This window comes from Nitrobacter sp. JJSN (assembly GCF_051912485.1).
In the GTDB taxonomy this organism is placed as follows: Bacteria; Pseudomonadota; Alphaproteobacteria; order Rhizobiales; family Xanthobacteraceae; genus Nitrobacter.
This window is the reverse complement of sequence record NZ_CP196822.1, coordinates 1,655,166-1,680,306: the sequence shown is the minus strand read 5'-3', so window position 1 is coordinate 1,680,306 and position 25,141 is coordinate 1,655,166. Positions and strand designations below refer to the sequence as shown.

General features: G+C 61.5%; 24 protein-coding genes. 10 read left to right on the top strand and 14 right to left on the bottom strand.

Annotation, left to right across the window (positions count from 1 at the left end):
* The first annotated feature begins 84 nt into the window (after positions 1-84).
* Complete coding sequence (locus ACSZOQ_RS08265; protein WP_439925510.1) at positions 85-1,428, top strand: peptidoglycan DD-metalloendopeptidase family protein; 1,344 nt, start codon at positions 85-87, stop codon at positions 1,426-1,428.
* Between the two features lie 151 nt (positions 1,429-1,579).
* On the opposite strand, the gene ACSZOQ_RS08260 is transcribed toward ACSZOQ_RS08265, so the two are convergent.
* Complete coding sequence (locus ACSZOQ_RS08260; protein WP_439925508.1) at positions 1,580-2,545, bottom strand: ATP-binding protein; 966 nt, start codon at positions 2,543-2,545, stop codon at positions 1,580-1,582.
* A 191-nt stretch (positions 2,546-2,736) separates the two neighbouring features.
* On the opposite strand from ACSZOQ_RS08260, the gene yajC reads away from it, so the two are divergent.
* From yajC to ACSZOQ_RS08235, 5 genes are all read left to right on the top strand, one after another.
* Positions 2,737-3,138: a preprotein translocase subunit YajC gene (gene yajC, locus ACSZOQ_RS08255; RefSeq protein WP_439925506.1), complete on the top strand. Its 402-nt coding sequence runs from the start codon at positions 2,737-2,739 to the stop codon at positions 3,136-3,138.
* Positions 3,139-3,180: 42 nt separating this feature from the next.
* Entirely contained in the window at positions 3,181-4,782 is a 1,602-nt protein-coding gene (secD, locus tag ACSZOQ_RS08250) for a protein translocase subunit SecD (RefSeq protein ID WP_439925504.1), read from the top strand.
* Positions 4,783-4,798: 16 nt separating this feature from the next.
* Positions 4,799-5,920: a protein translocase subunit SecF gene (secF, locus tag ACSZOQ_RS08245; RefSeq protein ID WP_439925502.1), complete on the top strand. Its 1,122-nt coding sequence runs from the start codon at positions 4,799-4,801 to the stop codon at positions 5,918-5,920.
* Entirely contained in the window at positions 5,917-6,303 is a 387-nt protein-coding gene (locus ACSZOQ_RS08240) for an Mth938-like domain-containing protein (RefSeq protein ID WP_439925500.1), read from the top strand. The genes secF and ACSZOQ_RS08240 overlap by 4 nt, the downstream gene beginning before the upstream one ends.
* Before the next feature lie 96 nt (positions 6,304-6,399).
* A complete protein-coding gene (locus ACSZOQ_RS08235) occupies positions 6,400-7,263 on the top strand; it encodes a phytoene/squalene synthase family protein (protein ID WP_439925498.1) in 864 nt (287 codons plus the stop codon).
* Positions 7,264-7,269: 6 nt separating this feature from the next.
* On the opposite strand, the gene ACSZOQ_RS08230 is transcribed toward ACSZOQ_RS08235, so the two are convergent.
* The 3 genes from ACSZOQ_RS08230 to ACSZOQ_RS08220 form a co-directional block, all read right to left on the bottom strand.
* Positions 7,270-8,370, bottom strand: a complete 1,101-nt coding sequence (locus ACSZOQ_RS08230; RefSeq protein ID WP_439925496.1) for an AMP-binding enzyme — start codon at positions 8,368-8,370, stop codon at positions 7,270-7,272.
* 27 nt (positions 8,371-8,397) lie between these two features.
* The gene (trmFO, locus tag ACSZOQ_RS08225) at positions 8,398-9,831 is read right to left on the bottom strand and encodes a methylenetetrahydrofolate--tRNA-(uracil(54)-C(5))-methyltransferase (FADH(2)-oxidizing) TrmFO (protein WP_439925495.1); all 1,434 of its coding nucleotides are present in this window, start codon (positions 9,829-9,831) and stop codon (positions 8,398-8,400) included.
* 305 nt (positions 9,832-10,136) lie between these two features.
* Positions 10,137-11,072, bottom strand: coding sequence for a DUF2189 domain-containing protein (locus ACSZOQ_RS08220; RefSeq protein ID WP_439925493.1), 936 nt, complete (start codon positions 11,070-11,072; stop codon positions 10,137-10,139).
* A gap of 441 nt (positions 11,073-11,513) precedes the next feature.
* On the opposite strand from ACSZOQ_RS08220, the gene ACSZOQ_RS08215 reads away from it, so the two are divergent.
* Positions 11,514-11,903, top strand: coding sequence for a DUF3597 domain-containing protein (locus ACSZOQ_RS08215; RefSeq protein ID WP_439925491.1), 390 nt, complete (start codon positions 11,514-11,516; stop codon positions 11,901-11,903).
* Positions 11,904-12,018: 115 nt separating this feature from the next.
* Here the strand turns inward: ACSZOQ_RS08215 and ACSZOQ_RS08210 are convergent, their stop codons facing one another.
* On the bottom strand, positions 12,019-12,291 hold the full coding sequence (locus ACSZOQ_RS08210) for a GNAT family N-acetyltransferase (RefSeq protein WP_439925489.1): 273 nt from the start codon (positions 12,289-12,291) through the stop codon (positions 12,019-12,021).
* 153 nt (positions 12,292-12,444) lie between these two features.
* Positions 12,445-12,726 (bottom strand): GNAT family N-acetyltransferase, encoded by a 282-nt coding sequence (locus ACSZOQ_RS08205; RefSeq protein ID WP_439925487.1) that lies wholly within the window; start codon positions 12,724-12,726, stop codon positions 12,445-12,447.
* A 201-nt stretch (positions 12,727-12,927) separates the two neighbouring features.
* On the opposite strand from ACSZOQ_RS08205, the gene ACSZOQ_RS08200 reads away from it, so the two are divergent.
* Positions 12,928-13,338: an NADH:ubiquinone oxidoreductase subunit NDUFA12 gene (locus ACSZOQ_RS08200; protein ID WP_439925486.1), complete on the top strand. Its 411-nt coding sequence runs from the start codon at positions 12,928-12,930 to the stop codon at positions 13,336-13,338.
* A 111-nt stretch (positions 13,339-13,449) separates the two neighbouring features.
* Here ACSZOQ_RS08200 and ACSZOQ_RS08195 read toward each other — a convergent pair whose 3' ends face one another.
* The gene (locus tag ACSZOQ_RS08195; protein WP_439925484.1) at positions 13,450-15,225 is read right to left on the bottom strand and encodes a FecR domain-containing protein; all 1,776 of its coding nucleotides are present in this window, start codon (positions 15,223-15,225) and stop codon (positions 13,450-13,452) included.
* 486 nt (positions 15,226-15,711) lie between these two features.
* On the opposite strand from ACSZOQ_RS08195, the gene ACSZOQ_RS08190 reads away from it, so the two are divergent.
* Both ACSZOQ_RS08190 and ACSZOQ_RS08185 read left to right on the top strand, forming a co-directional pair.
* Positions 15,712-16,638, top strand: a complete 927-nt coding sequence (locus ACSZOQ_RS08190; protein ID WP_439925482.1) for a DUF2155 domain-containing protein — start codon at positions 15,712-15,714, stop codon at positions 16,636-16,638.
* 208 nt (positions 16,639-16,846) lie between these two features.
* Complete coding sequence (locus ACSZOQ_RS08185; RefSeq protein ID WP_439925481.1) at positions 16,847-18,604, top strand: methyl-accepting chemotaxis protein; 1,758 nt, start codon at positions 16,847-16,849, stop codon at positions 18,602-18,604.
* Positions 18,605-18,681: 77 nt separating this feature from the next.
* On the opposite strand, the gene aat is transcribed toward ACSZOQ_RS08185, so the two are convergent.
* From aat to aroQ, 7 genes are all read right to left on the bottom strand, one after another.
* A complete protein-coding gene (gene aat / locus ACSZOQ_RS08180; protein ID WP_439925479.1) occupies positions 18,682-19,359 on the bottom strand; it encodes a leucyl/phenylalanyl-tRNA--protein transferase in 678 nt (225 codons plus the stop codon).
* Positions 19,360-19,443: 84 nt separating this feature from the next.
* Positions 19,444-20,532, bottom strand: coding sequence for a sensor histidine kinase (locus ACSZOQ_RS08175; RefSeq protein ID WP_439925477.1), 1,089 nt, complete (start codon positions 20,530-20,532; stop codon positions 19,444-19,446).
* The gene (locus ACSZOQ_RS08170) at positions 20,529-20,969 is read right to left on the bottom strand and encodes a response regulator (RefSeq protein ID WP_439925476.1); all 441 of its coding nucleotides are present in this window, start codon (positions 20,967-20,969) and stop codon (positions 20,529-20,531) included. Before ACSZOQ_RS08170 ends, ACSZOQ_RS08175 begins: the two co-directional genes overlap by 4 nt.
* Positions 20,966-22,504, bottom strand: coding sequence for a sensor histidine kinase (locus ACSZOQ_RS08165; RefSeq protein WP_439925986.1), 1,539 nt, complete (start codon positions 22,502-22,504; stop codon positions 20,966-20,968). The genes ACSZOQ_RS08170 and ACSZOQ_RS08165 overlap by 4 nt, the downstream gene beginning before the upstream one ends.
* 140 nt (positions 22,505-22,644) lie before the next feature.
* Positions 22,645-24,000 (bottom strand): acetyl-CoA carboxylase biotin carboxylase subunit, encoded by a 1,356-nt coding sequence (accC, locus tag ACSZOQ_RS08160; protein ID WP_439925474.1) that lies wholly within the window; start codon positions 23,998-24,000, stop codon positions 22,645-22,647.
* Positions 24,001-24,025: 25 nt separating this feature from the next.
* On the bottom strand, positions 24,026-24,514 hold the full coding sequence (accB, locus tag ACSZOQ_RS08155) for an acetyl-CoA carboxylase biotin carboxyl carrier protein (protein ID WP_439925472.1): 489 nt from the start codon (positions 24,512-24,514) through the stop codon (positions 24,026-24,028).
* A 42-nt stretch (positions 24,515-24,556) separates the two neighbouring features.
* On the bottom strand, positions 24,557-25,027 hold the full coding sequence (gene aroQ, locus ACSZOQ_RS08150) for a type II 3-dehydroquinate dehydratase (RefSeq protein WP_439925470.1): 471 nt from the start codon (positions 25,025-25,027) through the stop codon (positions 24,557-24,559).
* Between the last annotated feature and the right edge of the window lie 114 nt (positions 25,028-25,141).

The following is a 25,141-nucleotide window of genomic DNA, read 5'->3' as shown; positions in this document are numbered from 1 at the left end:
ACGCGTTGTTCAGACGGTTAAAGGCTTGTTTACTGGCGGCGTGTTTACTCAAATTTGTAGTTATGTTGCGTCGAGTGAGTAATCATGTCCCGTGTCGTCGAGGTGCTTTGCTCGCGTCGCGTACCGCAGATCGCGGTGCTGGCGCTGGTGTCGATCGGTTTTGCCGGATGCAGTGCGGACATGTCCACGCGCTTGGCGCAGATCGACAGTAACCCGCAGCAATCAAATCATTTTGGATGGCAGCGCGATGCCACCGGCTCGGTGGCCGCAGCGCCCGCGGCTCCGGTCGAACGCCGCGAGTTGCCGCAATATTCGCGGTCGCAATATCAATCCCAGCCGCTGCCGCCGCCGATCTCGGCGCCAAAAACCTATCCGGTGGCCGCAGGTCCGGTCGCATCAGGCGTGCCAAGCGGCGGGCGAGGTGTTCACTCTTATGCGCCGCCCACGCGTCCGATCGAGTCCACTGGCGCTGTAGCGGCCAGGGACGGCTGGAATCATGGTGGGGGCACCCCCATCATCGTCGGCACCAGCGATACGCTGGAAGGGCTGTCGCACCGCTATGGTGTCTCCACTGCCGAAATCATCAAGGCCAACGGCTACCGCGGTCCGCGCCGGTTGCAGCCCGGCCAGCAACTGATCATTCCAAAGCGCGCGGCGGAAGCGGACAACCATGCCGCTCCGGCTGCGAAGCCTGCCGGGGTCGCTGCGGCTGCGTCCGGAACCCACTATGTCAATCGCGGCGACACGCTGATGAGCATCGCGCGCCACAATCACATTCCGGTCGGTGAGCTCGCTCGCGCCAACGGCCTGCAACCCGGCACGAAGCTAAAAACCGGCATGAAGATAACGGTGCCGATGAAAGCCGCTGCGGTGGCTGCGCAGCCTGTTGTCGCCGCGGCCACGCCCCCCGCTGCGCCTGCGCCTGTGGTTCACGCTGCGGCGGCACCCGAAGGTCCGGTGCAGAAGGTCAACCTCGCGGTTGCGACGGAGACGCCTGAAGCGGCCGTGCTCAAGCCGGCAGTGAAGGCCGCCGATGCGACCGGAGCGTTACCCACATTCCGCTGGCCAGTACGCGGCCGCGTGATCGCGGCCTATGGTGCCAAGACCAACGGCAAATCGAATGACGGCATCAACGTCGCCGTGCCCGAGGGTACGCCGGTGAAGGCCGCCGAGGATGGCGTCGTTGCTTATTCCGGCAGCGAGCTCAAGGGTTACGGCAACCTGATTCTGGTTCGGCACCCCAACGGTTACGTGACCGCATATGCCCATGCGAGTGAGCTGTTGGTGAAGCGCGGGGACACCATCAAGCGCGGCCAGGTCATTGCCAAGTCGGGTCAGTCGGGCGAAGCGGCGTCGCCGCAACTCCACTTCGAGATCCGAAAAGGATCTTCACCGGTTGACCCGCTTCATTTCCTCAACGGCGCATGAAAGCATCACAATAGGACTGGATCACTCGTAAAAGCGGGCAGTATTCGGATGTCTCGTGACGATCGAAAGCTGCGGAGTGCGGGATACCTGCCTTCGTGGGTATGACGCCGGGTTTCTGTTGAAGGAGCCCGCCTCTTTCCAAATGCAGGAGCTACTTCGTCGCGAGCCGCACGCCTAGGCGCCCTGCGAGTTCCTGCGTGAACTGCCAGGCGACGCGCCCCGAACGCGAGCCGCGCGTGGTCGACCATTCCAGCGCTTCCCGCTCCAGTTCGGCATCGTCGAGCTTGATACCGAAGTGGGCGCAGTAGCCGCGCACCATCGCGAGATATTCGTCCTGGCTGCAGCGATGAAAGCCGAGCCAGAGGCCGAAGCGGTCGGACAGCGAGACCTTTTCCTCGACGGCCTCGCCGGGATTGATCGCGGTCGATCGCTCGTTCTCGATCATCTCGCGCGCCAGCAGGTGACGGCGGTTCGACGTCGCGTACAGGATGACGTTCTCCGGACGACCCTCGATCCCGCCCTCGAGCACCGCTTTCAGCGATTTGTAGGAAGCATCATTGCCGTCGAACGACAGGTCGTCGCAGAATACGATGAAACGGAAGTCCGATGAGCGCAGCAGCTCCATCAGGCTCGGCAGGCTCTCGATATCCTCGCGGTGAATTTCGATCAGCTTGAGCTGGCCGCCGACCGCGGCGTTGACGCTGGCATGGGTCGCCTTCACCAGCGACGACTTGCCCATGCCGCGTGCGCCCCAGAGCAGGGCGTTGTTCGCAGGCAGGCCCTTGGCGAAGCGTTCGGTGTTTTCGATCAGGATATCGCGCATCCGGTCGATGCCCTTGAGAAGGCCGAGATCGACGCGGCTGACGCGCGGCACCGGCATCAATCGTCCGTCGGGGTGCCAGACGAAGGCCTCGGCGCGCGTTAGCGCAACGCTGTTGTCGGGCTTTGCCGCTGCGGAGGACATGGCCGCAGCGATTGCTTCGAGCGCGTGCGCGATCCGCTCTTCGGCGGTGGGCGCCGCGGCCAGTTTCGGACCTTTTGTCGCGCCGCCACCCCGCTTGCCGGCGCGTGGCCTCGGCGTTTTGCGGGAGCCGGCTTTCCGTGACTTTGTTGCCATCTTTGCCTTTCCTGAGTGCGCACCCTTAGCGGGGCGTCCGAGCCCCTGCAAGCAGCCGAAATAATGAGGTCCGATCAAGGGTCTGGCGGCGTTGCAATTGAGACCGTGGCCGCTATAGTCCGCGCGAATTTGCCCTCGACCGGACGACTCTGCCGTCGCGCCGGCCTGCTCCGTTTCAAGGAATCGTCCGAATGTTCATTACCCCCGCGTTTGCTCAGGCCGCCGGTGCCGGCGACACCAATAACCTGCTGATGTCGCTGCTGCCATTCGCGCTGATCTTCATCATCATGTATTTCCTGATCATCCGGCCGCAGCAGAAGAAGGCGAAAGAGCACAAAGACCTGGTGAAGAATATCCGCCGCGGTGACACCGTCATCACGTCAAGTGGTCTCGTCGGAAAGGTCACCAAGGTAGTGGACGATGACCAGATCGAGTTCGAGATCGCGGACGGCGTCCGGGTGCGGCAGATGCGGCAGATGATTTCAATCGTCCGCGCCAAGGGCGAGCCTGCCAAGGGCGAGCCGACTAAGGGTGAATCGGCAAAGAAAGGCGCCAAAGACGAGGGCGCCAAGGACGACACCGACGCGAGCTAAATGTCCCGGGCGGTCATTCCTGGAATCTGACGGGTTATCTCGATGTTGTATTTTACGCGGTGGAAAGCGCTGGCGATCGTCGTGACTGCCCTCGTGGTCTGCCTGTGCGCTGTGCCGAACTTCTTTCCCGAGGCCCAGGTCAAGACCTGGCCGAAATGGGCGCAGCGCCACCTCGTGCTGGGGCTCGATCTTCAGGGCGGGTCGTACCTGCTGCTTGAGGTCGATTCCAACTACGTCAAAAAGGAGAAACTCGATCAGGTCCGCGACGACGCGCGCAAGGCGCTGCGCGACGCGCGGATCCCCTACACTGGCCTTGCTGCCAAGAATGGCGCGGTCGAAGTGCGCATCAGCAAGGATGAGGAATTCCAGACTGCGCTCGGCAAGTTGCGCGAGCTGTCGCAACCGCTCGGGGGTCTGCTCGGCTCCAGCGGTCAGCGTAGCCTCGAAGTCAGCAGTGCAGAAGGTGGGCTGATCCGCATAACGGTTCCGCAGGCTGCGGTCACCGACCGCATCCGGCAATCGGTTGAGCAGTCAATCCAGATTATCGAGAAGCGCGTCAACGAGCTCGGCACCGTCGAGCCGCTGATCCAGCGTCAGGGCGCCGATCGCATTTTGGTGCAGGTGCCAGGATTACAGGACCCGACGCGGCTGAAGGAAATTCTCGGCAAGACCGCCAAGATGGACTTCCGCATGGTCGATTCGAGCGTGTCGCCCGATCAGGCCCTTCAGGGCCGGGTGCCTGCCGATTCCGAAGTGCTGATGGGTACGCAGTCGCCCAAGACGCCGTACGTCGTCAAGAAGCAGGTGCTCGTTTCTGGCGGCGATCTGACCGACGCCCAGCCCGGATTCGATTCCCGCACCAGCGAGCCGATCGTGAGCTTCCGCTTCAACTCCAACGGCGCGCGCAAGTTCGCGCAGGCAACCTCGGAAAACGTCGGACAGCCATTTGCCATCATACTCGATAACGAGGTGATCTCGGCACCGGTCATCCGGGAACCGATCACCGGCGGCTCCGGTCAGATTTCCGGAAACTTCACGGTGCAGGAGGCCAACGACCTCGCGATCCTGCTGCGCGCCGGTGCACTGCCGGCGCCGCTGACGATCATCGAGGAGCGCACCGTCGGTCCCGGCCTCGGGCAGGACTCGATCGAAAAAGGCGAACTCGCGGCCTATGTCGGCTCGATCATGGTGATCGTGTTCATGTTGCTGACCTACCGGTTGTTCGGGGTGTTTGCGAATATCGCGGTCGCCATCAACGTCGCCATGATTTTCGGAGTGCTGTCGTTGCTGAACGCGACGCTGACGCTGCCCGGCATCGCCGGCATCGTGCTGACCGTGGGCATCGCCGTCGATTCCAACGTGCTGATCTATGAGCGTATCCGCGAGGAAGTCCGCGGCGGCCGCACCGCGATTTCGGCGATCGACGCCGGCTTCAAGCGGGCGCTGGCGACGATTCTGGATTCCAACATCACGACGTTCATTGCTGCCGCGGTGCTGTTCTATATCGGCACTGGCCCGGTGCGTGGCTTCGCCGTGACGCTCGGCATCGGCATTATCACCACGGTGTTCACCGCATTTGAGGTGACCCGGCTGATCGTCGCGACATGGGTGCGCTGGAAGCGGCCGCAAAACGTGCCGATCTGATGACGCGGAGCCGGTTGTGACCCATTGGATTTTGCTCGGGCTCGGTGCCCTTATTGTCGTGCTGACCATCGTCAGTTGCCTTGGTCTGCTGCCGTCGGTGCGGATCGTCCCCGACGATACGCATTTCGATTTCACGCGCTTCCGCCGCATCAGCTTTCCGATTTCCGCGCTGCTGTCGATCGTCGCGATCACGCTGTTCTTCACGCACGGCTTGAATTTCGGCATCGATTTCAAGGGCGGCACGCTGCTCGAGGTGCAAGCCAAGTCGGGCGAGGCGAATATTGCGAGTATGCGCACGACGCTGAACGGTCTCGGTCTCGGCGAGGTCCAGCTTCAACAGTTCGGCGGTCCGACAGAAGTGCTGATCCGCGTCGCCGAGCAGCCGGGCGGAGACGCCGCGCAACAGGCAGCGGTACAGAAGGTGCGTGGCGCGCTGGGCGACAGCGTCAATTATCGCCGCGTCGAGGTGGTTGGTCCGCGCGTGTCCGGCGAACTGCTCGCCTACGGCATGATCGGCCTGATGCTGGCGATCCTCGGCATCCTGATCTATCTCTGGTTCCGGTTCGAGTGGCAGTTCGCGCTCGGCGCGATGATCGCCAACGTGCACGATATCGTGCTGACCATCGGCTTCATGTCGATCTCGCAGGTCGACTTCGATCTCACCAGCATCGCGGCGCTTCTGACCATTCTCGGCTACTCGCTGAACGACACCGTTGTCATTTATGACCGTATCCGCGAGATGCTGCGGCGCTACAAGAAAATGCCGATGCCTGAGTTGCTCAACGAGTCGATCAATTCGACGCTGTCGCGCTCGATCATCACCCACTTCACGGTCACGCTGGCGCTGCTCGCGTTGCTGCTGTTCGGCGGACCGGCGATTCACAGCTTCACCGCAGTGATGATGTTCGGCGTGGTGCTGGTCGGCACCTACACGTCGATCTTCATCGCGGCGCCGATTCTGATCTATCTCGGGGTCGGCGATCATCGCGCTGACGCTGAGGAGAAGACGGCCAGGTCTGAGGCGGCCAATTCCGACAAGGCGGCTAAGCAGTCCGAGACAGCTCAGTCTACGGCTAAACCAGAGAAGACGGTCAAGCCGGAGAAACCGGCCAAATCTCAGAAGCCATCGAAACCGTGAGCGCCGATCTGCCGGATGTGCCGCACCTTCCGCGGCCTGCGGTGATCGAAGCCTATGGCAGCGGCGGCTTCCGCTTCGATACCATGTCGCACCGTGGCTCGCTGTTATGCCTGCCGGACGGAATCTGGGCCTGGCCGGTGACGAGGCCGGATGACATCAACCGGCAAGCCTTGACGCGCGTGTTTGCAGGCTCCGCCGCAATCGATACGTTGCTGATCGGCACCGGCACCGAGGTCTGGCTTGCTCCTTCCGAGCTGCGCGAGGCCCTGCGTCGCGTTAACGTTGGGGTGGACACCATGCTGACCGGACCGGCGATCCGGACCTATAACATCATGCTGGGCGAGCGGCGCCGGGTCGCGGCGGCGCTGATAGCCGTCCCATGACAACCGCGAGGCCGAGGCAGCGCCTGACGGCGCTGATAGCCGTACCGTGACAGGCGCGATATCGATACGGTGCCTGACAATCCTGATCGCTGTGCCATGAGCGGCACCGCACCGGAAAATGCGTCCGCGGCATTTTGCACGGAGCTTGTGCGCAACCACGACTTCGAAAACTATGCGACGACGCTGTTCACGCCGCTCCGTTGCCGTCGCGCGCTGCTCGCGCTTTATGCCTTCAATGTCGAGATTGTCAGGGTTAGGGAGCAGATCACCCAGCCGCTGCCGGGCGAAATCCGCCTGCAATGGTGGACCGATACGGTCGCTGGGACGGGACACGGCGGCGTTGAAGGCAATCCGGTCGCGGCTGAACTGTTGCTCGCGGTCCGGAACCATGGCCTACCGGTCGAACGATTGTCGCAGCTGATCGAGGCACATCAGTTCGATCTCTACAACGATCCCATGCCGGACATGGCGGCGTTGGAGCGGTACCTCGGCGATACATCGTGCGTGCTATTTTCGCTCGCGTCGCGCATCCTCGGGCACCAATCCAATGAAACAGATCATCTGGCGCACCACGCCGGTCTTGCGCGCGGTCTTGCGCAGGTGATCTCGATGCTGGGTTTGGACGCGTCGCGGCGTCAGTCGTTCGTGCCGCTGCAATTGCTGGAGCAGCACGACATTGGCCTGGAACAGGTGTTCTCGGGTCGGGACACGCCACCAATTCGCGCAGCCCTCGGCGGACTGGCCGATGAAGCTCGGTCGCAACTGGATGCGGCTCAGGCTCTGCTGCAGAATCTGCCGCCGGGGTCGCGAGCAGTGTATCTCCCGTTGGCGCTGGTGCGCCGCGCATTGAATCGCACAGCTCGAGTCGATACTGATCCCTTCGCGCCGCCGGTGGTGTCGCGGCTGCGCATCCTATGGACGTTATGGCGAGCGTCACGCACGACGATGTTTCGTAGCTGAACGAGGTCAGGACGACAGCGCCTGGTCGGTCGATTCAAAATTGAAACGATCGCGCAGGTTTTTCCGACCTTCGAGGATGCCACGAAAAAATTCACGATCTGCTGGGCTTGTGATCAGCGGCTCGATCAGATCGATCTGGTTCATCGCGATGAGTTGCAGGATTTCCGTGCGCACCTTGCCACCGGCATCGCGTGGCAGCCGCGGAACAATCTGGATGTGCTCCGGGGGTTTTGGTGCGTTTACAGCTGCGAGCGCCGCCTGTAACTGCGCTTCCAGCCCCGCCTGATCGGCCTCGACAAAGGCGTAGAGCCCGACACCGCTGCGGCGGTCCGCGAAGGCAACGATGGCCGCGTCGCGCACTGCCGGGTTCTCCCTGATACGGGCGATCAGAACAGGAGCGTCGTTGACGAGACGACGGCCGCCGCCTTCGCGGTCGGTGAAGTTGAACAAGCCGCGTGTGATGGCGTAGTAAACCTTCTTGCCCGTCAGCAGCCAGGTGCGCGCAATAATCGACTTGCGCGCAAGCATCTTGCGCTCGCGCGGCGTCAGTGCGTCCGGCGCATAAGTGCGCTTGTGCTTCAAGAGATGTCGCAGGTCCTCGTAAGCGGCGATGCGAAACAGCCGCGACCGCCGCTTGAAGCAGGCCGCGAGCTGGAAATCGGTCAGGTAGGCGCGGCCGTCGTTGCCGCGTAGCCAGTTCTGCTCCTTGGCAAGATCGTTGTGACAGATGCCGGCGCGATGCAGCTTGCGCAGCGCCGTTTTGGCGGAGCGGAAGTACGCATAGTCGCCGTGGGGTCTGGCGAGATGCAGCGTCACGCCGTCGATGAAACCGCGCACCAGGGCGCTGCGGCCGCCCCATAGCAGCTTCGGTCCGACGTCGAGATCGCGGGCGAGCGTCAATGCCTTGCGTTCGCGTTCGAACAGATGCCGCGCGACAAGATGCGACCACCACGGCACCTGGTCGACCCGTCGCAGCACCGCATTGACTTCGCCGGACGCCATTCGAAAACGGCCACGCTCTACGGTCGAAAACACGTCACGTTTCAGCAAGACTCCTTCGGTCCACGTCGTGGACAGGAATGCGGCGTCCTGTGTCGGAAGGGGCATGACGATCCTGAAGGTGGCGTGTTGAACCTATGCCGCAGCCGCTGGACGGAGCGCGTCCGTGATCCAGCGATCGAGGTCTGCCAGCGCGCGCGCACTGATGGCCTGCTTTTTCGCGATCGTCTTCTCGTTGCCGCGCAGCCGCGTGCCGTCCGGCTTCTTCGCTGGCGGATTGGCGAGCGGCGGAAACAATCCGAAGTTGATGTTCATCGGCTGGAACGAGCGCGGTCCTGCGTCGATGGTCTCGATGTGACCGCCGGTAATGTGGCCGAGCAGCGCGCCGAGCGCCGTCGTCGGCGGCGGGACCTCCAGAGTCTGCGTCCGTGCGTCGGACGCGGCATAGAGTCCGGCAATCAGGCCGATGGCGGCGGATTCGACGTAGCCTTCGCATCCCGTCATCTGCCCGGCAAAGCGCAGCCGCGGCTCGGCGCGCAAACGCAACTGGGTGTCGAGCAGTTTTGGTGAGTTCAGGAAGGTGTTGCGATGCAGACCCCCGAGGCGGGCGAACTCCGCGTTCTCAAGACCCGGAATGGTGCGGAAGATGCGAGTCTGCGCGCCGTGCTTCAGCTTGGTCTGGAAACCCACGATATTGTAAAGCGTGCCGAGTTTGTTGTCTTGGCGTAGTTGGACGATAGCGTAAGGCTTCACCGTGGGATCGTGCGGGTTGGTCAGCCCGACCGGCTTCATCGGGCCGTGGCGCAAGGTTTCGCGGCCGCGTTCCGCCATGACCTCAATCGGCAGGCAGCCATCGAAATAGGGCGTGTCGGTCTCCCAGTCCTTGAAGTCGACTTTCTCACCCTCAAGCAGCGCGTCCACGAAGGCGTGATACTCCGTCTCGGTCATCGGACAATTGATGTAATCGGCGCCGGTGCCGCCAGGACCAACCTTGTCATAGCGCGACTGGAACCAGGCCTTCGACATATCGATGGAGTCGCGATGGACGATCGGCGCGATCGCGTCGAAAAAGGCCAGCGCGGACTCGTCGGTCAATGCGCGGATCGCGGCGGCAAGGGGAGGCGAGGTGAGGGGGCCCGTGGCGACGATGACGTTGCACCAGTCCGCTGGCGGCAGGCCATCGATCTCGGCGCGGTCGATCTCGATCAGCGGATGATCGTCGAGAGCTTTGGTCACCGCGGACGAAAAGCCGTCACGGTCCACCGCGAGCGCGCCACCGGCCGGAACCTGATTGGCATCGGCGCAACGCATGATGAGCGATCCCAGCCGGCGCATCTCTGCATGAAGGAGTCCGACCGCGTTGTTGGCGGCATCGTCGGACCGAAACGAATTGGAGCAGACGAGTTCCGCCAGGTCGCCGGTTCGGTGCGCCGCCGTCATCCGTTGCGGCCGCATCTCGTGCAGAACCACTCGAACGCCGTGACTTGCGACCTGCCAAGCAGCTTCCGAGCCGGCGAGGCCGGCGCCGACGATATGAACGGCCGGGCGGGAGGATTCAATCTGTGTCATGGGCGAAGGGGTAGCGTGTTTTCCGGCAAAGGGGAATCGCGTTTGCGGCTGCAGCTATCGCAGAGATGACGACGCCCACCTTTTTATCCTGCGAGATTTGCATGAAGTCGCCCATAACAATGAATTATTATTCATTGTTATGGGCGATCCGATACTTTCAACTAAACCCGGCATCTGCGCCGGAGCTTGGTGGGAGCTTGGTGGGAGTCTGTACGGAACGATCCGCGCGCAGCGACCGCCTCGATTGCCAGCGAGCTCAAGAGCACACAGACATCGAGACGGCCTTCCGCGCGCGCGTCTCTTACTCAATCTGAACTATCGAAGAATCGGTGCTTGCGCCCCCACGGGGGGAACAAGACGGACGGGAAATCTGCCGCGTAGCGCTTTTCCCTCTCCTGTTCCGGAACTTCGTGCGATGACGACGTCAGAGGCGTCTCGATCGCCTTGCGGTAGAGGTGCCACGTTGCATGACCGAGCACCGGCATCACAATCGTGAGGCCGAGGAAGAAGGGAATTGACCCGAGCATCAGCAGGAAGAGAACGATCAAACCCCATTCCGCGGCTGCGATTGGATTCTTCGCGACCACGCGCATCGACGTCAGCATGGCATCGGTCATGTCAGCGTGCTGGTGAAGCATCAGCGGGAACGACACGAAGCTGATGCACAAGGCGACGGCTGCGAACAGCACTCCAACGCCGCAGCCAACCATGATCAGGCGCCAGCCTTCTGACGTGGTGAAAACCCGCGTGAGGAAATCGGGAATTACTGATGCCGGTTCATTGCCAAAGATGGAAACGTAGATCGCGTGCGCCGTTGCCACCCAGACGACAAAAATGGCAAGCAGCAACGCTCCCAGTCCGAGCATCGATCCAAACGATGGTGCGCGTAGCACACCAAACGCGTGCCAGGCGGATGCGTCCATGCCGAGTTCGCGCCGATAGCTCAGTTCATAGAGTCCAAGCGCCGCAAACGGCCCGATCAGGGCAAAGCCGGCGGCGATCGGAAACAGCAGCGGCAAGACCGCGTAGCCGAGCACCATCCTCGCCACCAGAATTCCTATGATGGGATAGATGACGCAAAGGACGATGGCGTGGCTTGGTACCGCCTTGAAGTCTTCCCAGCCCAGCCGTAACGCGTCGAGAAGATCGGAGAAGCCGATATGACGGATCACGGGTCCGTCCGCGGCGACCGTTTCTGAGGGTGGATGTGGCGTGCCGTCGAGAGGATAATATGTGGCCATGTTCGTTGTCTCCCTTTCGCAGGGTCAAACCTCGGGCCGCCAGAGGGCTCGAGTTGCCCTTCGGAAACGATCACGAGCAAGCCCAGACGCGAGAGCAAGGAAACCTGGTCTTGCCGCGACCTGTCAGGCAATTCTAATCCCTATCTTTGATTTTGGTTGCTCACGGTTCAGTGATTTTTTTCGCTGCCGCAGACCGAGGGGGTGGAAGGCAAAGTCATCGCGGCTTTCGAGTGCATGCGAGCGGACTCGTTTACTCGCGAAGTGCAGTGCGACATTGTGATGTCGTTCGCTGGGGTAGAACAAAAAACTCCGTCGGCGGCCTTGGCATTGCGGCATTGGCAAGCCCCGGCGAGGCGGCTACTCTTTTCGTGATCCGGCGGAGACAAACGCAAAGTTCCGCCTCGGATTGATCGGCAGCTTGAAGCTATTGGGAGCGGCACAATGAGCATATTTGGAAAGATCATGGGCGCCATCTTCGGTACGCACGCTGAAGCTGCAACGCCCGCACCTGAAGCAGGCGGCAGTACCGCCCCTTCATCCAGCACGGCGGCATCTGGTGCTGCGGCTGCGGGCAGCGTTGATGTCGCAGCCATTCTCGACAAGGCGGTTGCCGCCAAAAAGGAAAAGCTGGCATGGCGGACCTCGATCGTTGATCTGATGAAGGCGCTCGATGTCGATTCCAGTCTGAGTGCTCGCAAGGAACTGGCAAAGGATCTGAAGTACCCTGGCGACACCGACGATTCCGCGGCAATGAATATCTGGCTGCACAAGCAGATGATGGCTCAACTCGCAGCTAACGGCGGCAAGCTGCCGCCCGACATGAAACACTGATGGGAAAACACTGCGATAGCTGCCAAGCGCAAGGGCGCTTCTCGGATGCGCTGTTGCGGTTTTTTGATAGACGTTCGCATTTAGTGAGATAGCGAACGCGAGAGGGCTGGCGGCCTCAAACCGCGCGGTCTGCTTCTTTCGGATGCTTTTTGAGATAGGCGGCCACGAACCCGCAGCCTGCGACCACCTTCAGGCCTTCTGCCCGGATCAGTGCCAATGCGCCCTTGACCAAGGCCGAGGCGATACCGCGGCCGCGCAGCTCGCGCGGCGTTTCGGTGTGGGTGATGATGACCGTGCCCGGCGCGAGGCGGTAGTTCGCGAAAGCAAGACCGCCTTCGGCTTCCAGCTCAAAACGGCTTAGGGCTTTGTTGTCGTAGACAGCGGGCATGTCTGCGCTCAAGTCCGTTCGGGCTCACCGCGATCGCCTCTTCAAGCGCTACAGCGAGAAGGGCTGTCGCTGGTTTCCGCAAGGCGTTCGAGTTTCAGCCGGCACCGAAAAGCGCGCGGGTCCCGCATCTTTTCAAGACAGCGCTTCGCCTTCTCACAAATTCGGCCTCAGCAGGTCGGCATAATCCGGATGCTTGTCGATCCAGTCCTTCACGAAGGGGCATTGAGCGCTGGCCCTGAACCTATCATCCCGCACCTGATCCAGCGCACCCTTCACGAGTTCCGAGGCGACGTCCGTATCGCGAAGCTCCGGCGGCACCTGAGTATGAGTGAACACGATGGTTCCGTCCATGAACCTGTAGTAGGTCGCGGCGATATGCCCGTCCACTTCGAGCTCGTAGCGATGTTTTGCCATGTTGTTGACGACTTCGGACATTTCGTAGCCTTTATATTCTCATGCCTGGAGTGGGGTGTAGGGCAGGTTAGCCGAAGGCGCAACCCGCCGATTTGGGGCTAATCCGCCCCTGTCGGCGGCGACCGGGTATCGCCCATTTGGCCGCGGTTGCGCTGGACAAGAGGGCGGCGGGATGCCATCAAACCAGATCGTTCCATGACACTTCCGCGACGGATTCCGACAATGAAGCAGTTTTTCCTCAAACTCTTTACCTGGTGGAATAGCGAGACCTTTGGCACGCAACTCTGGACGCGGCGCTTTGGTGAGTTGGTCGGTAAAGACAGCCAGGGCAACTGCTATTACCGGACGCGCGGCGGCAAGATCGACCCGACGCTCGGCTTCGAGCGGCGCTGGGTGATCTATAATGGTTATGCTGAAGCCAGCCGCATTCCGCCGGAATGGCATGGCTGGATTCATCACATTGTGGATGTTCCGCCGACCAAAGAGACCTACAAACCGCGCGAATGGCAGAAGCCGCATGTTCCGAACATGACCGGCACGCCGGCAGCCTATCGGCCGCCCGGCTCGACGCTGGTGAGCGGCCGCCGGCCCAAGGCGACCGGCGATTATCAGCCTTGGACGCCGGGGCAATAGGATCGACGCGCCGGATCTCAAGCCTACGACACGCCCCGCGGCACGGTATTACGGCGGAGCTTCACTCGCGTGTGCCGGCAATGACGATTCAGTCAAACTCATCCCGAGGGCTTAGTGCGGTGGAGCTTTCGCCGCGAAGATGCCGCTGCCGAGGTAGTTGTTGGCGCCCGAAATCGCAACGCTTCCACCCATCTCGCCGACCGGGTTCGGCACGCCGCTCGGGCTGTTTTTCCCCTGGAAGAAGCTGCCTTGCAACGCCATCTGACGGCCGTCGTTGGCGAATGTGGTGCTGTTGATTGTGCCGCCGAAATTGCGCGGGTCGGTGTTGAAATTCACGGCGCCGGAATAATTGGTGCTGTCGAGGTTGGTCACGCTGACCGCTCCGGTGCGGGTACCGAAATTGACGTCGTTGGTGAAACCGCCGGCGACGAAGCCTGCGTTGTTTACAGTGGCGATGACATGGCCGGTGTAAGTTGCTTGGCCCGTCGTTGGCACGTCACTGATGCTGCCAACCGGTCGTCCCGCAACCCAGGTGCCCAGGATCGTGTCGTTGGGCGCGTAGGTATTGGCATCGCTCGCATTGATCACCCAGAATCCCCAGCGCGTATAATCGCACTGACACGGCGTCAGGTTGGGAGTTGAGATGGGGGCGACCTGGTACCCGAGGTCGGCGGAAGCGAGCACGCCGATAACCGACTTGCCGTTGACGATGGAGTGTTCGGGCGTGACTGCAAAGAAATGGTTGTGATCGGAATAATTACTGTAGGCCGGACCAGTTGATCCTGTCGATCCCAGCTGAAACAGCGCGTGAATAGTATTGGCAAGCTGTGTGAACGGATTCGTCGAGTCATAAGTGTATATATTGAGATTGCCCTGAACGCGCCCGTTGGACGCATCGAGGTTGATCGTCGTAGTTCCAGTGACCGGATTCGTGACGGGCGGCTGGTAGTTCGTATAATTCTGATTCAGGTTGGTGACATCCAGTCCCCCGACGTATCCCGTCAGCGTCACCGAAGGTCGCGGGTTGTTGTCCACGGGCGGTGGATTGTCGCCACCCTTCGGCTGATCCTGAGCGATCTGCTGCAACCCTGCCGCTTGATTGGACGTCTGGATCGACTGTGTAAACGCCGTTGCGATTGCGTTGATCTGCCCGACAATCGTGGGCGGAGTGGGAGTAGGCGGAGCCCCCGATCCGGTCACCGATCCGCCAGGCGAGCCGGTCGCCTTTTGCTCTGCGGATGCGATATTCGCCGCCGATGCCGCGCCCGGGCGCGCGCCGCCTGATTGACCGGCGGCGCTCTGGAAGGCCGCGAGTTGCTGCTGCACGAATCCGGGGGGCGGCAGTCCGGGCATCGTCGGTGGGCCGCCTGATTGCGTCTGGGTGAATTCGCCGGCGCCGAGCGTCACGGTCTGGCCGCCGGAGTTCACGGTCATGGTGCCGTAACCGGCATAGATGCCGCCCTTGCCGTCGGTCATCATCACGCCGCCGCGAATGCCAATCAAAGCCGACGCGGTCTTGATCTCCGCATCGCCGTTGTGGCTGATCTGGCCGCCGACGAAACGCAGCGCGCCCTTGCCGAGCGTTGCCGCCAGCTTGCCGGTGTTGGCGCTGGGGTCATAGACGTATTCGTCGATCGTAAGGTCGCTGTTCGGACCGATGGTCATCGAGGTCTTGTCGAGGAACAGCAACTGCACCGAGCCGCTGGACTTGGTCTGGATGCGCTCTTTATGAGCGATCGACTGGCCGATGGTGATCGTCTTCAGGTTGGCGGTCGCGGCCGGGTTGACCGCCGATGCCGTGCCGACCTGCTGGGCCTGCGCCATCGTGCCGCCGAGCGCCAGCACAGCCGCCGTCATCGCAATCTGGAGCGCCCCCGTCCGGCTCATGGCAATTCCCCGACACGCAAAAACTGAAAGGCGAGTATAGCCTTGAGTATAGCCCTGAACATCGCGAATGCGCCAACCCCGGAAGCCTACCGAAATACCGTTCGCGATTCGAATGATGGCGTCTGTTGCCCTAAATCCACTGCTGCCCAAAGTCCGAATCTGGAGCTGCGTATATTATTAGCGTGCTTGCCGGCGTTGTAGGCGGCGATGATCGCGAGCGGACTTGGGCTCGATAGCCGTGATGTCGACAATGTTGCTTTGGTCTCCCGGTCGGCCTTGATGTTGACACTTGGATATCGATGCGGCGCGCTTGCTGTCTCAGCGACCGCGAACTGAGAGGATTGATGCAGCCAAGCGTTGGTGCGGGCAGGCCGCCCTTTCCCCGCCGCAATCGCCGTGTTAACCGGGCGCCTGCGAGCGGCTTGGAGCCTTTAAATTTCTGTACAATGTTCCGGTCCTGATTCGAGCCAGACAAAGCCGCGCAAGATGTTTCGAACCATTGTCATAGCCGGTTGTGCGGCTTTCACGGTTGCCGCCCTGATCGCGGCAGCGTCGCCCGCGCGCGCGCAAATCGGCAATATTTTTTCGGACCCCGCGCCGCGTCCGCCGGCTGCCATTCCGCGCGGGCAGGGGGCCTCGCCCGAGGATGCCGAGGAAGATGTACCCGACCTGCCGCAAGGCCGCGTGCTTCCGGCGCCGCTGAATGTGCCGCCAGGGCAGGGGGTAGCGCCGCCGGGACCGGTTCAGACTCAGCCGCTGCCGCCGCCGGGAACCACCGTGGCCCCGCAGAACGCTCCCAGTGGAGTTGCCGTCGCGCCGGTTTCGCCCAATCAGACGCCCGCCCAGCACCCGCCGCGCTCGGCCCCACCCACACCGGCCACATTGCAACCGGGCGATGAGGTCGTCACCGAACCACCAGCTCAGAAGGTCATCAACAAGAAGGCTGTCTTTTCGGGTCTCGACAAGATCACCGGCCGCATCATCCATTTCGACGAGGATGTTGGCGAAACCGTGCAGTTCGGCGCGCTGCGCGTGAGGACCGACGCCTGCTATACGCGCCCTGCGTCCGAGGCCACAAACACCGATGCATTTGTAGAGGTCGATGAGATCACCCTTCAGGGTGAGGTGAAGCGGATTTTCTCCGGCTGGATGTTCGCGGCGAGCCCCGGCCTGCATGGCGTCGAGCATCCGATCTATGATGTCTGGCTGACGGACTGCAAGGATCCGGAAACAACTGTCGTCAACGCGCAGCCAGATCAGCCCAAACCGGCGCCGCCGCCCGCCAAACGTTCGCCGCGACAACCCTCCGCGCGCCAGCCGCGTCAGTCAGCGCCGCCGCCGCAACCGGCGCCACCGCCGCCGCCGCAGCAGCAACCACGCAGCAATCCCTTCTTCCCGCCGTTCCAGCAATAGTCTGGTAAAGGGCACTAAAAGCCGAACCGCAATTGGTCAGGCCGGGTGCAGCCTCCCCGTGGCGCGCTCGTGATGTGTCCGGCGCTATAACGATTTATTCGAATTTAAAGAACATATTGTTCTAATCGTCTCGTGTCGTTAGCGATTCGAAGCGTCGCTGATCAGCCCATACGGTGCCACAGCCAATATTGTTCTGGAGCTACTTGCGATGCGTTTCATCGAAAATCTGCGAATCGGCACAAAACTCGCAATTACATCGTTACTCAGCATCATCATGGTTGTCGCGCTTATCTATGTTCAGATGAGCGGTAGCAAGGCGGTACGCCAAGCCAACGAGAGGGCGGAAAATCAGAATCTAGTCGCGATAAAAGGCATCGAAGCGAAATCATCAGCTCGCGGCATGATGATCGGAGTCCGTGATATTCGTCTCGCAAGCACGCCCGTGCAGCTGCTGGCCGCACAGGAAGACGTCGTCGATCAGTATAAGGCTGTACGGAAATTCATCGATGAAGCCCTCATGCTTTCGAAGTCGGCTGAAAACCGTGCGAGACTTGAGAAGATGAATCAGCTTGCTGATCAGTATCTGAACAGTGCGGCCAAGCCGATTGCTGCAGTTCGCGGCGAATTGCTGGAGATCGAAGCAAAACAGGGTGCTGACGTGAAGGCCGATGTCGGCGCGCGGCTTGCCAAGCTTGGAGACGAGGCCGTCCGACTGACGAAGGAAGTCGCCCTCCCGACAGCGAAGGAGTTGGCTGAAGTTTCGGAGAAGGTCGTCGGGTTCGCCAAGGGGCGCGTTGAAGAGGAGAAAGCAGCGGCGGCACGGGAAGAAGCCTCGGCTGAGCGGATTTCAATAATCCTCGGTGCCGCGGTCGCACTGCTGCTAATCGGCGCCTGCGTCTTGTCGATCATCACTATCGCCAAACCGATCTCGGCGCTGACCAAATCCATGCTGGAGCTGGCTGAGGGTAATTTTTCGGTTGTGCTGCCAGGACTTGGCCGCAAGGACGAAGTCGGCTCCGTCGCCGCCGCCGTCGAGAGGTTCAAGGTCGTGTCTGAGCAGAAGGCTCGCGAGGAAGCCGAAGTGAAGAGGAAGCGAGACGAGATTGCCGCCCAGCAGCGGAAGGCCGACATGGTCAAGCTGGCCGACTCGTTCGAAGCGGCCGTAGGCGAGATCGTCGAAACAGTCGCGTCAGCCTCGACCGAACTGGAAGCCTCGGCCAGCACTCTGACCTCCACGGCCGAGCGGGCCCAGCACGTGACAACGACGGTTGCAGCTGCTTCCGAGGAAGCATCGACCAACGTCCATTCAGTTGCCGCCGCAACCGAAGAGCTGGCATCGTCCGTCACTGAGATCGGCCGTCAGGTGCAGGAATCAGCTCGCATCGCGACTGAGGCGGTCGACCAAGCCCGCAAAACCAATGATCGCGTCGGTGAGCTATCTCGCGCCGCGGGCCGCATAGGAGACGTCGTTGAGCTGATCAACACGATTGCAGGTCAGACAAACCTGCTTGCCCTCAACGCCACTATCGAGGCGGCTCGGGCGGGCGAGGCTGGCCGGGGCTTTGCGGTGGTTGCTTCCGAGGTGAAAGCGCTCGCCGAGCAGACCGCAAAAGCCACCGGCGAGATCGGCCAGCAAGTCTCAGGCATCCAGGCCGCGACGAAGCATTCGGTCGATGCCATCAAGGAGATAGGTGGCACGATCGAGAAGCTCTCGGAGATTGCCTCGATCATCGCCGCTGCGGTGGAAGAACAAGGGGCTGCGACGCAAGAAATCTCGCGGAACGTGCAGCAGGCCTCGCAAGGGACCCAGCAGGTATCTTCCAATATCGCTGACGTACAGCGCGGTGCGACCGAAACCGGCTCAGCCTCGTCACAGGTATTGTCGGCCGCGCAGTCACTGTCCAGTGACGGCAACCGGCTTAAGCTCGAAGTCGGGAAATTCCTGAACTCGGTTCGAGCTGCGTAAAGGTACTGCTCGCGCTGAGCGCGCAAAGGCGTCCCAGCGAGTTCGATTGCAGAACATGTGGCAAGTTCCCGGAGATGTCACGTGCGACCGGCGATGATTCTGAGCGCGTCCGCACCTGGCACCGGCCGGTCAAGCGGCAGGGCCGCAAAATCGGCGCGGCCTTCCAGCGCAACGTCCAGCAGTGTCCGGTAACGCCTGCGCGGGATTTCGATCGCGCCGAATCCGCGTAGATGGTCGGTCACGAATTGCGTATCGAGCAGCACGTAGCCGCCCGCGATCATTCGAGCGACCAGATGCACCAGCGCGACCTTCGATGCATCCCGCGCGACATGAAACATGCTCTCGCCAAAAAACGCGCGACCGAGCCTGACGCCATAGAGACCGCCTACGAGTTTGTCTCCCTGCCAGACCTCAACGCTGTGGCAGTGACCGAGTTCATGCAAGGCGATGTAGAGTTCGCGGATGCGCCGGTTGATCCAGGTATTGTCACGGCCAGGCTGCGGAGCAGCGCAGCCGTCGATCACCGCGTTGAAGGCGGTATCGACGGTCACGGCGAAACAGTCCGATCGCACGGTGCGCGCGAGCCGCGACGGAACCCGAAAACTCTCCAGCGGTATCACGCCACGCAGCTTTGGTTCGACCCAGAACAGCGTCGGGTCGTCGACGCTTTCCGCCATCGGAAAAATGCCGCAGGCGTAGGCGCGCAGCAGTAGCTCAGGCGTGATCTCGGAAGCGGCGGTCTCGCGGGACATCATGCATATTATAGCAGAGCTGAAGCGCCATCGGGCCGATAATCGGCGAGAATGCGCGGAGGCCTGTTTTAAGGTTGGTTGCCGTGCTCAGGCCGCGGTTGCAGGTCGGGGTTTCGCGGCCGGTGAACTGTCGCGAGGGAACCGCAACACGATACGCGTTCCGGCATGGATGGGATCACGTTCGGCCTGAGCGTCGAGTTTCTGCGCCATCGCGGAAACGATCCGCTGGCCCATTCCCGTCGAGTGCGGATCTGTCCTTGCATTGAGGCCGACGCCGTCGTCGGCGATCGATAGCTCGATGTCGCCGCCGTCGATCGCGAGTTTAACGTGGATCGGGCCAGGGCCGTCGGGGTAGGCGTATTTGACCGCGTTCATCACCAGTTCGTTGACGATGATTCCGATCGCGACGGCGCGATCCGGATCGATCTCGACGGGTACGGCTTTCAGGTCGAGGCGGGACATCCGGTTGCCTTCGGTGGAGCGCCGGAGATCCTCGAGCAGCGCTTCAAGATACTGGTTCAGCAGCACGCTTTTCAGATCGTGTGAGGTATAGAGGCGCCGATGCACCTGCGCCACGGCCGCCACCCGCCCCATCGCGTTGCTGAGCGCAGCCTTGATGTTTTCGTCGGGGCTGGAATTGGCCTGCAGGTGCAACAGCGATGCGATGATTTGCAGGCTGTTGCCGATGCGGTGATTGACCTCGCGCAGCAGCACCTCGCGCTCGGCGGCCAGCGCCGCATAGCGGTCGCGCGAGGCGCGAACTTCGGCTTCGGCTTCGTCGCGCGCCTTCTGGATGTGCTCCTGCCGGATCGCCGCTTCGGCCGCGACCTGCAGCAGGGGAACGAACTCGCCGAGCGTGTCTTTGACGAGATAGTCGGCAGCGCCAGCTTTGAGCGCGGTCACGGCGATCTTCGAATCCTGCGACGCAGTAACGAACACCACCGGCGGCGCGCCGGGGATCGCCTGAATCCGTTCCAGCGTCTCCAGGCCATCGAGGCCCGGCATGTGCTGGTCGAGCGCGATCACATCGATGCCGCCTTGCGCGATGCGTGCGAGCCCGGCTTCGCCGTCGGGAGCATACTCCACGCAAAATCCCTGGCGCGTCAGACCGCGCTGAACCAGCCGGGCCAGCGCCCCGTCGTCATCGACGTATAAAAGGGTAGGCTTGGCACTCATGGGTTGGCCTGGGGAACCTGGATGATGGAGAAGAACAGACCGAGTTGTCGGATCGCGTTGGCGAAGCTCTCGTAGTTCACCGGCTTCGTGATGTAGACGTTGCATCCGAGCTCGTAGCACCGCTTGATCTCCTGGGAATCGTCGGTCGTCGTCAACACGACCACCGGTGCGCATTTCAGAAGTTTGTTTTCCTTCACCTGCCGCAGGATATCTATCCCGCTCATGTCGGGCAGATTGAGATCGAGCAGGATGAGCAGCGTTTCTCCCTTGTGCGGCAGACCGTTGCCATCCGCGCCGAATAGGTAGTTGATAGCGTCTGTACCGTTGCTGAACGGCTTGATCTCATTGTTGACACCTGAACGCCGTATGTTGCGCTCAATCAGTCGGGCGTGACCTTCGTCATCCTCGATCATGATGATGGTGACTGGCTTGCTCATGATTGCTTGTCCCGATTGATGCCGATCCATGCGGCGGGAAGTGTAACAGTAAATGTGCTTCCGGTATTGAGTTCTGAAGAGACCGACATCGTTCCTCCGAGTCTTCGGACCAATGCACGGGTGTGCGCAAGGCCGATGCCTTGACCCGGTCGATCCTGCGGGCCCGCCCGGCGGAACAGATCAAAGATGCGCTGGTGGTCCTTCGGATCGATGCCGCGACCGTTATCGGCAATCTCGAAGATCGCAAAGCCGAGCTTGCGCCGGCCGCGGATGGCGATGCTGCCGGGAACGTTGGATTTGAGATACTTCAACGCATTGTCGACCAGATTGGAGAAAATCTGCTCGATCGCAAGGCGGTCACTTACGATATCGGGCAGAGGCTCGATCCGGATTTCAGCGCCGGCCTCGGCGGCCTGATGCGCCATGGTCGACGCGATGTTTTCCATCAGGTCGCGCATGGCGATCGAGGCGGGATGGAATTCGCGGCGGCCTTCGCGGGTGAGACTGAGGATCGCGCTGATGAGCCGATCCATCTTGGCGATCGACGACTTGATGAAACCGAGAGCCTCGGTGAAGTCTTGTGACAATTGCTTGTCCGGCCCGTCGAGAACCGGTTCGACGATCGCGGCCGGATCCTCTGTGGCCGGAGGCGGAATTTCATCCGGCCGGCTCAGGGTCGCGATTCGCTTGAAGATGTCGCCACGCAATTCCTCGAGCTCGCTTGTGAAGCCCATGATGTTGACCAGCGGCGAACGCAAGTCGTGGCTGACGATGTAGGCGAAGCGCTGGATTTCATCGTTGGCTTCGCGAAGGTCGGCGGTGCGCTCCTGCACAGTGGATTCGAGGTTGAGATTGTTGTCGCGCAACTGGGCTTCAGCCACGTCGCGCGCCCGGCTTGAGCGTCGCACCAGGAAGATCGAGAGTCCTGCGAACACCACGACCAGCCCTGAGCCGATGCTGGTGATCGATGCCGAGATCGATTGGCTGGTATCGGCCGACGCTGCTCGCGCCGCGAACAGACGATCTTCCTCAGCTCGCATCTCGCTCGCGAGGTTGCGGATTTGCCCCATGGCATCGCGGCCAGCCTCCTGCCGGGCGATTTCGGTCGCTTCGGTGAGCCGGTTTGCCTGAACGAGCTCGATGCCATGCCGCAACTGCTCGATCCGCTGATCGGTTTGCGGGATCATCTGCTTGAGCCGCTGCTGCTGATAGGGATTGTCGATCGTCAGCGCCTTGAGCCGCCCGAAACTCGGTGGAATCTGGCTGGCAGCTTCTTCGAACGCATTGCCGAATTCTGGCCGCTGCGTCAGCAGAAAGCCACGCTGCGCGCTCTCCGCGCGCCGCATCTGCAGTTGGGCGAGCGATATTTCATTCTCGACCTCCATACTGTGCAAAGCCCACTGAGCATCCTCGCGCGCCTTGTTGACGAGATAGACGGAGGTTGCGCTGATCAGTGTCAGAACCACCAGACCCGCGGTCAGCAGGATGATTTGGCCGAGTGCGTGACGCGAAGATCTGGCGGGACTTGCCGCCATTGGATGGTGTTCAGCCTTGGTCAATAAAAAGCGTCCCCCGCACGGTTTTAATGCCTGGCCATTGCCCAACGCCTTAGCGCGCAGCTGGTTCCCGTGACCTTTCGATTATTGTCATAGCCACGAGGAGGCGGAGGAGCAGTTCAAGCTCCCGTCAGGTCGCCACTGGCGAGGTATTGCTCCAGCCAATGGATGTGGTAGTCGCCGTCGATGATACCGGACTCGCGGACCAGTGCCCGGAACAGCGGCAGGGTGGTCTCGATGCCATCCACCACCATCTCGTCGAGTGCCCGTCGTAGCCTCATCAGGCATTCGGTGCGGGTCTTGCCGTGGACGATCAGCTTGGCCACCAGTGAGTCGTAATAGGGCGGGATGACATAACCCTGATATACGGCGGAATCGATCCGGACGCCGAGCCCGCCGGGCGCATGAAATCGCACGATCCTGCCCGGCGAGGGACGGAAGGTGACGGGATTCTCCGCGTTGATACGGCACTCGATGGCATGGCCGCTCACGACAATTTCCTTCTGCGTCGCGGGAAGGTCGCCGCCGGCGGCGATGCGGATCTGCTCCAGCACCAGATCGATGTCGGTGATCATCTCGGTGACGGGATGTTCCACCTGGATGCGGGTGTTCATTTCGATGAAATAGAACTTGCCATCTTCGTAGAGGAATTCGACGGTGCCGACACCGAGATACTGTATCTCACGCATCGCCTTGGCGACCGTTTCGCCGATCTTGTTGCGGGCGGCGGCGGTCAGTATGGGCGAAGGGCCTTCTTCCCAGACCTTTTGGTGGCGCCGCTGCAGCGAGCAGTCGCGTTCTCCAAGATGAATGGCGCCGCCACGTCCGTCGCCGAGCATCTGGATTTCGATATGACGCGGCTTCTGCAAGTATTTTTCTAGATAGACCGAAGCGTCGCCGAAGGCCGCTCTGGCCTCGTTGCCCGCGGTCGAGATCGCCATCATCAGGTCGTCGGGGGTCTTGGCGATTTTCATACCGCGCCCGCCGCCGCCGGCGGCGGCCTTCACCAGCACGGGAAAACCGATCTCTTTGGCGATCGTCATCGCGTCGTCGTCCGGGCCGATGCCGCCGTCGGAGCCCGGGACCACCGGAATGCCGAGCCGCTTCGCCGTCTTCTTGGCTTCGATCTTGTCGCCCATCAGGCGGATGTGTTCGGCCTTGGGGCCGATGAAATGCAGGCCATGTTCGGCGAGGATTTCCGCGAAGCGGGCGTTCTCGGACAAAAACCCGTAGCCGGGATGCACGGCGTCGGCGCCGGTGATCTCACAGGCGGCCAAGAGCGCCGGAATGTTGAGATAGCTATCCTTCGAGGGCGGCGGTCCGATACAGACGCTCTCATCCGCAAGCCGCACATGCATGGCGTCGGCGTCGGCTGTGGAATGCACCGCGACGGTCGCGATACCGAGCTCCTTGCAGGCGCGCAGAATACGCAGGGCGATCTCGCCGCGATTGGCTATCAGGATCTTGTCGAACATCACTGCGCCTGCGGTTCGAACGGTATCATTCGATAATGACCAGCGGCTCGCCAAACTCGACGGGCTGGCCATCCTCGACGAGAATCTGAGTGACCGTGCCTGCCCGCGGCGACGGAATCTGGTTCATTGTCTTCATGGCCTCGATAATCAGCAGTGTCTGGCCTGCCGTGACCTTGGAGCCGACCTCGACGAAGGGCTTGGCGCCGGGCTCCGATGCTAAATAGGCCGTGCCGACCATCGGAGATGGAACCACACCCGGATGCTTGCTCATGTCGGTGACGCCGGGGACCGGCGCGGCGGCAGGCGCTGACGCTGCAGCCTGATAGCCCGCGGGCATTGGCGCGCCAACGCTGACATTGCGCGCGACCCGTACCCGGAGCCCGTCACGCTCAATCTCGATTTCGGTAAGCTTGGTCTCGTCGAGCAACGCGGCGAGCTCTCGGATCACCTCGCTCTCTTCGCGCCGTTCGTCACCGGTTTTGGTCTTTGCTGAGTCTCCAGGCTGGGGGGCCATGTTCTCGATCCGAAACTTTCTGTGTGGGATGACGCTGCTATGTCAGGATTTGATTTTTTCGCCGGACTTCACCGCGCCGATCCTGGCGGCAAGACCATTGATTGCGAGCCGGTAGCCATCAATTCCGAACCCGCAGAGGCTCGCAAAAGCGGCTCTTGCCGTGAACGAGTGATGGCGGAAGTCCTCGCGCGCGTTGATATTGCTGATGTGAACTTCGACGGTCGGGATATTCACCGCAACCAGCGCATCGTGAAGCGCAATCGAGGTGTGCGAGTAGCCACCGGCGTTGATGATGATGCCGGCCGCCTTCGTCGCATGGGCGTCATGGATGAAATCGATCAGTTCGCCCTCGCGATTGGACTGGCGGCAATCCGCGACAAGCCCGAAGCCCGCAGCCGTGTCGGCGCAGAGCTTTTCGACGTCCGCAAGGGTGGCGCGGCCATAGGTTTCCGGCTCCCTGGTCCCGAGCATGTTAAGGTTCGGGCCGTTGAGCACGTAAATTGTCTTGGCCATCTGAAATCCCGAAACAGTCCTTTCGGCGCCGAGCGCCGGAGTTTCGGGTCGTTATATGTAACAAGAGAGCCAAGGGGAAGCCTGAACGCTCGGGCATTCGGCTTCAAATACCTC